Source organism: Tenacibaculum sp. nBUS_03, assembly GCF_051201695.1.
Lineage (GTDB): Bacteria > Bacteroidota > Bacteroidia > Flavobacteriales > Flavobacteriaceae > Polaribacter.
On record NZ_CP179214.1, the window covers coordinates 2119017 to 2131376 of the forward strand.

8 protein-coding genes and 1 pseudogene are annotated in these 12360 nt (G+C 31.1%); 7 read left to right on the plus strand and 2 right to left on the minus strand.

Features of this window, described 5'->3' with window-relative positions:
* Nucleotides 1-204 precede the first annotated feature (204 nt).
* Both ACMFBB_RS09870 and ACMFBB_RS09875 read right to left on the minus strand, forming a co-directional pair.
* Entirely contained in the window at nt 205-690 is a 486-nt protein-coding gene (locus ACMFBB_RS09870; RefSeq protein ID WP_435264214.1) for a thioredoxin family protein, read from the minus strand.
* 20 nt (nt 691-710) lie between these two features.
* On the minus strand, nt 711-3044 hold the full coding sequence (locus ACMFBB_RS09875) for a TonB-dependent receptor (protein WP_435264215.1): 2334 nt from the start codon (nt 3042-3044) through the stop codon (nt 711-713).
* A 166-nt stretch (nt 3045-3210) separates the two neighbouring features.
* Here ACMFBB_RS09875 and ACMFBB_RS09880 point away from each other — a divergent pair.
* The 7 genes and pseudogenes from ACMFBB_RS09880 (at nt 3211) to kbl (ending at nt 12250) form a co-directional block, all read left to right on the plus strand.
* Nucleotides 3211-3866, plus strand: a pseudogene (locus ACMFBB_RS09880) (metal-dependent transcriptional regulator).
* A gap of 1 nt (nt 3867) precedes the next feature.
* The gene (locus ACMFBB_RS09885; protein WP_435264216.1) at nt 3868-4779 is read left to right on the plus strand and encodes a metal ABC transporter solute-binding protein, Zn/Mn family; all 912 of its coding nucleotides are present in this window, start codon (nt 3868-3870) and stop codon (nt 4777-4779) included.
* Nucleotide 4780: 1 nt separating this feature from the next.
* Entirely contained in the window at nt 4781-5518 is a 738-nt protein-coding gene (locus ACMFBB_RS09890) for a metal ABC transporter ATP-binding protein (protein WP_435264217.1), read from the plus strand.
* The gene (locus tag ACMFBB_RS09895) at nt 5518-6642 is read left to right on the plus strand and encodes a metal ABC transporter permease (RefSeq protein ID WP_435264218.1); all 1125 of its coding nucleotides are present in this window, start codon (nt 5518-5520) and stop codon (nt 6640-6642) included. The genes ACMFBB_RS09890 and ACMFBB_RS09895 overlap by 1 nt, the downstream gene beginning before the upstream one ends.
* Nucleotides 6635-7795, plus strand: a complete 1161-nt coding sequence (locus ACMFBB_RS09900; RefSeq protein WP_435264219.1) for a metal ABC transporter permease — start codon at nt 6635-6637, stop codon at nt 7793-7795. The genes ACMFBB_RS09895 and ACMFBB_RS09900 overlap by 8 nt, the downstream gene beginning before the upstream one ends.
* A 78-nt stretch (nt 7796-7873) precedes the next feature.
* Nucleotides 7874-11008 (plus strand): UvrD-helicase domain-containing protein, encoded by a 3135-nt coding sequence (locus ACMFBB_RS09905; protein WP_435264220.1) that lies wholly within the window; start codon nt 7874-7876, stop codon nt 11006-11008.
* A 48-nt stretch (nt 11009-11056) separates the two neighbouring features.
* Complete coding sequence (gene kbl / locus ACMFBB_RS09910; protein ID WP_435264221.1) at nt 11057-12250, plus strand: glycine C-acetyltransferase; 1194 nt, start codon at nt 11057-11059, stop codon at nt 12248-12250.
* Nucleotides 12251-12360 lie beyond the last annotated feature (110 nt).

Sequence of the window (12360 nt, forward strand, 5' to 3'; positions counted from 1 at the left end):
GCTAATGTTACCTATAAATTATTGTTGTATTATTAGAATGTTTATTTAATGTTAACACTATAGTATAATGTTATGGATGTATTAATTTTGTATTACTAAAAAAGAAAGCTCATTTTTAAAGCTTTCTTTTTTTACAATTTTCTTATTTTGTATAGGACTTTAGGTATTTTAGAATACTTATTCTATGCCGAACCTAAGGTGTCTTTAATTTTTTAATATTTTCAATATTTTCTTGGGAGATAAATATTCAAAATGTCGTTGTGTAATTTTAAATGTTTTATTTAAAATTACTATTGCTGGTAATGAAAAAGTCCTATTTTTTCTAGATGCCAGTAATAATGGAATTTGATGTATTGGCTTTCTATTCTTTCCTATTTCTTCATTAATATATTCTTCACTTTCAAACGTTATGTTTTTTTCGGATTCAGCATCCATTTTAACGGCATAATATTCTGAATTTAAAAGAGTAACTACCTCTTGGTTTTTAAAAGCAACTTTATTCATTTTTTTACAGTAAGTACACCAATTTGTATAAAATGAAATAAATACTTTTTTAGGTTTTACTGCCAAAGAATCATCTAACTGTTCAAAAGAAATCCAATTAATATTTTGCTTTTGCTGAGCGACAACTGTAAAGACAAAACATCCAAAGAAAAAAAGAAATAATATGTTTTTTATAAAAAGTTTCATTTAGTGGAATTTACCAAATTTTATACCAATAAAAAATGTTCTTGGCGCACTCGGCCGTAAATATAATCAGAATCTCTTGTTGCTCCAGTATCAAAATCATCCTGATAAGCATTAAACATGTTCTTAACACCCGCAGAAAGGGTAGTCATAAAATTATCATTGAAATCAATATGAGATTCTATCTTTAAATTCAAATCAAAGAAATCTTTTACTTCGTTTAATTGTAAGAATCCTGTGTCACTAACCACCCTAGGAACCGTCATCCTTCCAGTATATGTTCCTGTAAGGTCGATATTAAGCTTTTCACTTGGAATCCATGCAGTGTTTAAGTATCCGTAAAAATTTGGATTTCTTACAAACTCATTAACGATGATGTCAGATTCTCCTGAAATTCCATCAGCTTCAAATAAAACCTGAGGATCGTCATATTTAGATGCTTGTAAGGTTCCTCCCAACTGAAATTGCCACTTAGGATTTGGAGAAATTCCAAATTCAAAATTAACTCCATAAACTTTAGCTCCTGAACCATTTCTTACTTCTTCTACTATAGAACCATTTGATAATGTAGAACCAGTACTTACCAATGTAAAAGGATTTTTTAATGTTGTATAAAAACCTTCTAACAAAAAATCAAGTTGTAATAGATTAATGTTTTTAGAAAAATTTAAAGAACCTGTATAAGCATTGGAAAATTCAGTTTTTAAATTATCAGAAAGAATAACAAACTGAGGCTCTCCTCCTACACTAGAGATATGGACATCTTCATTAAAGGCCTGTGGAGCTCTAAAACCTCTTGCATAACCTCCTCGAAACTTTAGGTCATCAGTAAATTCATAAGAAATGGTTAACCTTGGTGAGAAAACTGTTTGACTCACATCAATATTTCTAGCGATTGTACCAATGGTATAATTTCCATCTATGTTTACATTATCTAAACGAGCACCAATCAAAGCTGTAAATTTTTCCGATGCTTTCCACTCATATTGCCCATAAAGACCAAACGATTTTACAGATTGATCTACCAAACGATTGTAACCTACTATTTCATCTTTGGTAGAGGTAAAATTGTATTCTGCACCTACAGTTAAAACATCTTTGCTTTTAAGTGATTTTGTAAATTGTAAACCGTTAACCCATGCTAAATCTTTGGTAGTTCCAAAAGCATTGTTTGCTAAAATACTGTCTTGTTTAGTTCTTCCACCACCAAGACCACCATAATAACTACCCCTATCGGTATTAGACATAGAAGTGTAAATTTGAAATTTACCAGAATTATCTTTGTTATACACTTCATAATCTATACCTCCTATAAAAGTATCGTGATCTAATTCTTCAGTAATATCAGTAAATTGAGGGGCAAGATTTAACTTATTTCCACCACGTCTGTATTCTTTAATAGAATTCAAATTCACAGAAATTCTACTTTTTTCAGTCGGTTTCACAAAGGCTTTAGCACCAACAGTTGTATTTTTTAACTTTACTAGCTCCGTAAAACCATCACCGTTTACATCAAGGCTTTTACGATTTCTATTCATTCCAAATAATGAAATACCACTATTTAAATCGTCAGCAACTACAGAAGTATTAAATGTTAATGTTCTATCGAGTGCTTTACCATCAATAAAAGCAAAGTTAGAACCAATTTCCCAGGTATTTAAAACCGGATCTTTAGTAATGACGTTTACTGTTCCTGCAATAGCACTAGAACCGTATAAAGCAGAACCTCCGCTTCTAACAACTTCAATTCGTTCTATAATATTTGTTGGAATTTGCTCTAAACCATATACACCTATAAGTGATGTAAAAACAGGTCTACTATTTAATAAAACCTGTGTGTAACCGCCATCTAATCCATTTAAACGAACCTGTGTAAACCCACAGTTTTGGCAATTAGTTTCAACTCGAACACCAGGTGCATAATTTAAGCCATCAGCCATTGAAGCAGACTGAGTTGCAGTTAGCAAACGAGGTTTTATAGTTGAAACAACAACAGGAGTTTCTTTACGTTCTACCCTATTTCTTGTAGCACTAATAACTACCTCGTCTAAACCTAAAACATCTTCAAATAATTCAAAGTTTAAATTTAATTTTTCATTATCTTTAATTATTATTTCTTTAGATACTTTCCTGAATCCTTGCGAGCTCACTTGAATAGTGACTTTACCCGTTGGAAGACTTAACTCATAATACCCTTTTTCATTAGCTGTTACTCCATTAACTCCTCCTTTTACATATACAAAAGCAAATGGAACGGGCTCATTTTCGAATGTTATTTTTCCTGATACTGTCTGACTTGAAATAGAATAGATTATTTGTAAAAATAAAAATACTGAAAGAATTATTTTTTTTCTCATTATTAAGTAATGTTTTTGCAAACATAACACTATTGCAACTAAGTTGCAATAGTGTTATTCATTTGCTGCATTTTTTTTGCAAAAGTAAAACATATTTTTAGATTAATCTAAAAATATGTTTACATAAAACAAAGTTTGTATATTTGCTCCTGAATACAATAGTTTTATGTTTAGTCAAACCGAAGAAAATTACATCAAAGCAATTTATCATCTAGATAGCATTTCTACAAAAGGGATTAGCACTAACGCTATTGCCAAAAAGCTCGAAACAAAAGCTTCTTCAGTAACCGACATGATAAAAAAACTTTCTGAAAAAAAAGTTGTAATCTATAAAAAATACCAAGGTGTTACACTTACCGACTTTGGTAAGAAAACTGCCGCCAATATCATAAGAAAACATCGTTTATGGGAGGTTTTTCTGGTTGAAAAATTAAATTTCTCTTGGGATGAAGTTCATGAAGTTGCTGAACAATTAGAACATATTAAATCGCCAAAACTTATAAACGAATTAGACGCTCTTTTAGACTATCCAAAAAGGATCCTCATGGCGATCCAATTCCTGATAAAGACGGGAATTTACAAACCATTGAAAAGAGTTTATTGGCAACCCTACAAAAAGGGGAAACGGGAATTTGTGTTGGCGTTGATGATAGTTCATCTAAATTCTTAAAATTTTTAGATAAACAAGGAATTGCACTAGGAAGAGAAATAGAAATTATAGAAAAGGAACCATTTGATGAGTCGTTACAAATAAAAATAGATGGTCAAATTTTTACAATTTCTAATAAAGTTGCCAACAACATATACATTCAAAAACATTAAAATGAGAAAAATTACAATACTACTTATTATACTAACAATGATAAGTTGTAATAAAAAAGTAAAAAAAGAAACCGGCAAATTAAATATTGTTACCACTACCACAATGATTACTGACTTAGTAAAAAACATAGGGGGTAATCAGATAAATGTCAATGGACTTATGGGCTCAGGTGTTGACCCTCACCTATATAAAGCAAGCGAAGGGGATGTTTCGAAGTTATTTAATGCTGATATAGTAATTTATAACGGTTTACATTTAGAAGGAAAATTAGAAGAAGTCTTTGAGAAAATGCAACATCAAAATAAAAAAATCATAGTTGCATCAGATACGATCAACAAAAAAAACTTAATAGAATCTGAAAATTTTGCTTCAAATTATGACCCTCACATTTGGTTCGACATCAACAATTGGTCTAAAATAACTTCTTACATATGTAACAAATTAATCAAGTTAGACCCTAAGAACCAACTTACGTACAAACAAAATACCCAAGAGTATTTAAAAAAATTAAAAAAACTAAGTTCTAAAATAAGTTCCAAAATAAGCGAATTACCAGAAAACAAAAGAGTATTAGTAACTGCACACGACGCTTTTAATTATTTTGGGAGGCAACATAAATTCAATGTCGTTGGCTTACAAGGTTTATCAACAGCTACTGAAGCTGGAGTTCAAGATGTTCAAAGACTAGCAAAATTTATCATTAATAATAAAATAAAAGCAATCTTTGTAGAAAGCTCTGTTCCAAAACGAACTATTGAGGCGCTTCAAGAGGCTGTAAACGCTCAAGGACATCAAGTTTTAATTGGAGGAACCTTATACTCCGATGCATTAGGAAATAAAGGAACCACTGAAGGTACTTATACAGGAATGTATACTTATAATGTTAACACTATTGTTGACGCTCTAAAATAAAATGAACACAAAATACGCAGTAACTATTGATGATTTAACCGTAGCCTACAACTATAAACCTGTACTGTGGGATATTGATCTAGCTATCCCTGAAGGAGTACTCATGGCTATTGTAGGTCCTAATGGAGCAGGTAAATCAACTTTAATCAAGTCAATTTTAGGAATTATAACCCCTATCGCTGGCAGTGTTTCTATTTATGGAAAACCTTATGACAAACAACGAAAGTTAGTTGCCTACGTACCTCAAAAAGGAAGTGTTGACTGGGATTTTCCTACAACTGCTTTAGATGTAGTTATGATGGGAACATACGGAAGCCTAGGGTGGATAAAACGCCCTGGAAAAAATCAAAAGAAAACGGCCTTAGAAGCTTTAGAAAAAGTAGGAATGTTAACTTTTAAAAACCGACAAATTTCTCAACTGTCCGGAGGACAACAACAACGAGTTTTTTTGGCTCGTGCCCTAGCTCAAGATGCTTCAATATACTTCATGGACGAACCTTTTCAAGGAGTAGATGCTACGACTGAAATAGCAATTATTAACATTTTAAAAGAATTAAGAAAAGCTAGAAAAACTGTAATTGTAGTTCATCATGATTTACAAACAGTCCCAGAGTACTTTGATTGGGTTACTTTTTTAAACGTAAAGAAAATAGCAACCGGTCCAGTAAAAGAAATTTTCAATGATAACAACTTAACTAAAACATACGGTATAAACTATAAAGTAAGTGTACAACAATAATGGATATACAAGAATACTTTAAACTTATCTTTTCAGACTATACGCTTCGTACGATTACAATTGGAACTGCAATTCTTGGAGCAATATGTGGTATGTTAGGGAGTTTTGCTGTACTGAGAAAACAAAGTTTACTAGGCGATGCGATTTCTCACGCTTCTTTACCCGGTATTGCTGTTGCTTTTTTAATTACAGGTACCAAAGATACTTATATCTTATTATTAGGCGCACTAACTAGTGGACTTATAGGTGCTTTTTGGATTCGTGGCATTGTGAAAAACACCCACTTAAAAACGGATACTGCACTAGGACTAATCCTCTCTGTTTTTTTTGGTTTTGGTATGCTACTTTTAACATTCATTCAAAAACAACCAAATGCAAATCAATCAGGATTAGATAAATTTTTATTTGGACAAGCAGCCACATTACTAATTAGTGATGTATGGTTTATGGCTATTGCTACTGGTATTAGTTTGATAATACTTTTTCTTTTTTGGAAAGAGTTCAAAATTTTACTATTTGATGCTGATTATGCTAAAACTCTAGGATTCAATATAAAATTTATAGATATACTAATTACAACCTTTATAGTCTTAGCTATTGTTCTAGGACTTCAAACTGTAGGGGTGGTTTTAATGAGTGCTATGCTGCTAGCCCCTGCAGCAGCAGCACGCCAATGGACAAACAAATTAAGTACAATGGTTATTCTAGCTGCAATTTTTGGGGCTTTTTCTGGCGTTATAGGAACCGGAATTAGCGCTAGCCAATCTAATTTATCAACTGGACCAGTAATAGTTCTTGTAGCAGCAATTTTTGTTGTTTTTTCTTTTATATTTTCACCTTCACGAGGGCTTCTTTTCCGTCAAATTCGACTTTTAAAGAATCGTCGCGACTTAAAATTACACAAAACATTATCTTTCATGTTTGATATTGTTAAAACTCACGAAGATAAATCTCACCCTCATGCTGTAAAAATTTTAAATAATTTTCAGGGCTATACTAGAAATACATTAAAAAAACTAGAAGAGAGAGATTACATTAATATAAACGGAAAGATGTGGTCTATGACAGAAAAAGGTTTTCAATTTGCAGGAAATCTATACAATCAAAATTTAAAAAATGAGTAGTGCTCAAATAGAAATACAATTAATAGCATGCATAGTAGCTGTAGCCTGTGCAATTCCAGGTACATTTTTAGTATTACGGAAAATGGCATTGATTAGTGATGCAATCAGCCACTCTATACTACCCGGTTTAGTTATTGGTTTTTTTATTACACATGATCTAAATTCTCCTTTACTTATTTTAATGGGCGCTTTGTCAGGTATTTTAACTGTTGTCTTAGTTGAGTACATTCAAAGAACCAAATTAGTTAAAGAAGACACAGCAATCGGGCTCGTTTTTCCTGCCCTATTTAGTATTGGTGTAATTCTAATTGCTAAAAATGCAAACGACGTTCATTTAGATGTTGATGCTGTTTTATTAGGAGAACTAGCCTTTGCTCCTTTTGATCGTCTTACAATTAACAGTACAGACTTAGGCCCCAAATCAATATGGGTAATTGGAAGTATTTTACTGATAACAGCTACTCTTGTAATCACCTTCTTTAAAGAATTAAAAATTAGCACTTTTGATACTGGACTTGCAACAGCCCTGGGTTTCTCTCCGGTTGCAATTCATTATGGACTTATGAGTATTGCCTCAATAACTACCGTTGGTGCATTTGATGCTGTAGGTGCTATTTTGGTAGTCGCTTTAATGATAGCCCCGGCTGCAACTGCATATTTACTTACCACCGATTTAAAAAGAATGCTGTTTCTTTCCATAATATTTGGAATTTTCTCAGCCATATCAGGGTATTGGGTAGCTCATTGGCTAGACGCTTCTATTTCAGGATCAATGACAACCATGTTAGGATTTGTGTTTTTAGTAGTTTATCTATTCGCGCCAAACAAGGGATTAATATCTGTTCTTTACAGAAATAAACAACAACAAAAAGAAGTTCAACTTCTTACTTTTCTTCTTCATCTTAACAACCATTCTGACAAAAAAGAAAGGCATATAAATCATTTAAATGAGCATATTAATTGGCATAAACTTAAATCAAAATTAATACTTGAGTTAGCTCAGAAAAACAACATGATAACTATTAAAAAAGAAATTATTTCACTTACTCCAAAAGGAAAACTATTTACCGAAAAAGCAATTGATTATATTATTACTAATGATGATACTGAAATAGAATCAATGAAAAACGATTTCTTTCTATTTAGAGGATAGTAAATCTTTGATAACTCTGCCAATTGTTTACTTGTCAGTTGCCATAAAAAAACTATTTTGCATTAAATTAAAAACTCCGTGCATACATCTTCAAGCTTTAATATATATAATGCATCAGCTGGAAGCGGAAAAACTTTCACTCTTGTTAAAGAATATCTCAAAGTACTTTTGCAATCAGAAGATATTTTTCATTTCCAGAAAATACTAGCTATAACCTTTACCAATAAAGCTGCTGGAGAAATGAAAGAACGTGTGTTAGAAAATCTACAAGTTTTTTCTGAAGGAGAAGAAAACGATTTGTTAAAAGCTATTTTAGAAGAAACCTCCGTTGATAAAAACACCATTGAAAAGCGAAGCAAAAAAATAATAGACACTATTTTACAAAACTATGCTGCTTTCTCAATCACAACAATTGATAGTTTTACTCACAAAATAATTAAAAGTTTTGCTTTTGACTTAGGACTATCACTAAACTTTGAAGTAGAGATGGACGCCATTTCTTTATTAAGCGAAGCTGTAGATGTGCTAATTTCTAAAATTGGTACTGACAAAAATATCACTAAACTTCTTATTCAATTTTCTCTAGACAAAACAGATGATGACAAGTCTTGGGATATCTCCAGAGAACTTAATGAAATTTCAAAAATCCTACTAAATGAAGACGATGCAAAACACTTCAAAGAATTATCAACAAAAACACTTGAAGATTTTAACAAGCTAAAAGATACTTTAACAACAAGCAAAAAAGAATTACTGTTAAAAATAAGAAAAACTGGAGAAGATGCATTGGCTATTATTGATAGCGAAAACTTAGAACCTAAAAATTTTACACGAGCTACTTTTCCTAATTTCTTAAAAGACTTAAGTGAATTCGGCCCTAAGTTTGACTATAAAAAACGAAGCGAAACGATAGAAAAATCTATTGAAAAAAATAATTTTTATACAAAAACAGCAACTAATGAAGTTGTTAACTCTATTGAAAGCATACTTCCGAAATTAATTAACCTATATCATGTAAGTAAAACTATTTATGGAGAGCTTATAATATCTGAATTAGCTCTAAAAAGTATAATCCCATTAGCCGTTTTAAATAATATAAACACGGAATTAAATTCTATAAAAGAAGAAAACAATATTCGTTTAAATGCCGAATTCAACCAACTAATATCAAATAATATAAAAGACCAACCAACTCCTTTTATTTATGAAAGAATTGGTCAACGATTTATGCATTATTTCATTGATGAAATGCAAGACACCTCCGTGTTACAATGGAAAAACTTAATACCTTTAATAGACAATGCATTAGCTCAAGAAAAGAGTAACTTACTTCTTGTAGGAGATGGAAAACAAGCTATATATAGATGGAGAGGAGGAAAAGCTGAACAATTTATCAACCTGGGAACAGCGGGTGAAAATTCAAAAAACCCATTTCAAATAGAAAAAACAATAAGAACCTTAGAGACTAATTATAGAAGCTATTCTGAAATAATCATTTTTAATAATCATTTTTTTCAACACATCGCTAACTTTTTACAAAACGAAAAGTACAAGCAAATATTTATTGAGGGAAACAAACAACTAGAGAACTCAAAAGAAGGTGGATACATAACAATTTCTTTCTTAGAAAAACAAGAAGACAAAGATGAAAACATTTTAAAGTACCCCAAAAAAGTACTAGAAACCATTAAACAACTCCAAACTGAATTTTCATTACATGAAATATGCGTGCTTGTTCGTAAAAAAAGTGACGGTATAGCAGTTGCCAACTATTTATCTGAAAACAATATTCCAATAGTTTCTTCTGAAACCTTGTTACTTAAAAACAACAACAAAGTAAACTTTATTATTGACATACTTCAAATAATACAACACCCGTCAGACAAAGAGACTTTCTTAGAGGTTTTATATTTTTTATATCATCATTTAACTATCAAAGAAAACAAACACAGTTTTATTGCCAAACATATAAAACTTAGTCCTTTTTCCTTTTTTGAAAAACTAAAAGAGTACTGTACAAATTTTAATAGCGTACATTTTAATCAACTCCCATTTTATGAAAAAGTAGAAGAAATTATAAGAGGCTTTAATTTAATTAATACCTCAAATGCCTACATTCAATTTTTTTTAGATGTAGTATTAGAGCAACAAAGAAAAGGAACAGATATTCAAAATTTCTTAGATTACTGGAGTCGAAAAAAAGACAACTTAAGCATTGTTGCACCTGAGAGCGCTAACGCGGTTCAAATAATGACTATTCACAAATCAAAAGGTTTAGAATTCCCAATTGTAATATTTCCTTGTGATTTAGATATATACAACCAAATAAACCCGAAAATATGGTTAAACGAACTTCCTCAAAATTTTAATGGATTCAAAGAACTGCTAATTCCATTTAACAAAGATTTAAACTTTATTAGCAAAAAAGGGGAAGAAGTTTACCAGCAACAAAGAGAAGAATTAGAGCTTGATAATTTAAACTTATTATACGTCGCATTAACAAGATCAGTAGAACAGCTACATATTATTACAGAAAAAAGAATCAATAAAACTGGTGAAAATACTAACTACTATTCTGGTCTTTTTATAAACTATCTTAAGAAAAAAGGTGTTTGGAGTAATGATGAATCTACTTTTACTTTTGGAAATAAAGAAAGAGCTAGTAAAAAGAAATTCACAGAAAAAACATCATCAAAAACTCAAGAAAGATTCATATCGTCACCATGGCAAGATCATAACATATATATGCTAGCCAGTGCATCTAAACTATGGAATACAAAACAACAAAAAGCTATTGAATACGGAAATCTTATTCATGAAATGATGTCGGGAATTTACTCTGAAAAAGATATTCAACCTATAATTGATAGTTACAATAACCAAGGACTAATACATAAAGATGCTACCAGAGAAATAAAAAGCATCATAAAAAAAATTGTTCATCATCCACAATTATCAGAATTCTTCACCGACAAGCTTTCCATATATAACGAAAGAGAGATAGTAACAATTGATAATCAAATCATAATTCCTGACAGGCTAGTATTTAAAAATAACCAAGTAACTATTATAGATTACAAAACAGGTACTCCTTCAAAAAAACACCATCAACAATTGTTAAAATATTCACATGCTTTAACAGCAATTAATTTTATTGTTTTTAAAAGATTGCTTATTTACATTAATGAGGAAATTTCAGTTGAAGAAGTTTAATCTAAAAACTTAAACTTTGTAACTTTACAAACTTTAAATTCAAACAACATGTACGGAGATATAAAAAATCATTTACAAAAAGAAATCCAAGACATTAAAAATGCCGGATTATATAAATCAGAACGCATTATAACATCATCACAAGATGCTGTCATTAAAGTTTCAACAGGAGAAGAAGTTATCAACTTCTGTGCAAACAATTATTTGGGCCTATCAAATAACCCTGAAGTAATACAAGCCGCTAAAGATGTAATGGATACTCATGGATTTGGAATGTCCTCAGTACGATTCATTTGTGGAACACAAGACATTCACAAACAATTAGAACAAAAGATAGCAGAATTCTACCAAACAGAAGACACAATACTATACGCAGCTGCTTTTGATGCAAATGGTGGTGTTTTCGAGCCTTTATTGACTAAAGAAGATGCAATTATTTCTGATAGTTTAAATCATGCTTCAATTATAGACGGTGTTCGTTTGTGTAAAGCTGCTCGTTATCGTTACAACAATAACGACATGACTTCTTTAGAAGAACAACTTATAGAAGCTAACAAACAAAATCATAGATTTAAAATAATTGTTACTGACGGTGTATTTTCTATGGATGGTATTGTTGCTAAATTAGATGAAATATGTGATTTAGCTGACAAGTATGATGCATTAGTAATGGTAGATGAATGCCATGCTGCTGGATTTATTGGTAAAACTGGACGTGGTACTTTAGAATTGAAGAATGTTTTAGGTAGAGTTGATATAGTAACCGGTACCCTAGGAAAAGCTCTTGGTGGAGCAATGGGTGGATACACAACAGCTAAAAAAGAAATAATAGAAATTCTACGTCAACGCTCTCGTCCATACCTATTTTCAAACTCATTAGCACCAGCAATTGTAGGGGCTTCTTTAAAAGTTTTTGACCTATTATCAAAAGACACTACCTTACGAGACAAATTAGAATGGAATACTAATTATTTTAGAAGTGAAATGGAAAAAGCTGGTTTTGACTTAGTAGGAGCAGATGCTGCTATAGTACCAGTAATGCTGTATGATGCAAAGCTATCTCAAATCATGTCTGAAAAACTTCTAGAAGAAGGAATATATGTTATCGGATTCTTTTACCCTGTGGTACCAAAGGAGCAAGCACGCATAAGAGTTCAGCTTTCTGCAGCACATGATAAAAAACATTTAGATAAGGCAATAACTGCATTTATTAAAATCGGTAAGGAACTAAAGGTAATATAGATAATACTCTAAAAAAACTTGCTTTTCTTGTAAGTTTTTGTAGATTTGTTTTTGTAAATAAGTTTTAACAACTTACATTTGCGTTGTATATAAACGAACTTTTAATTTAA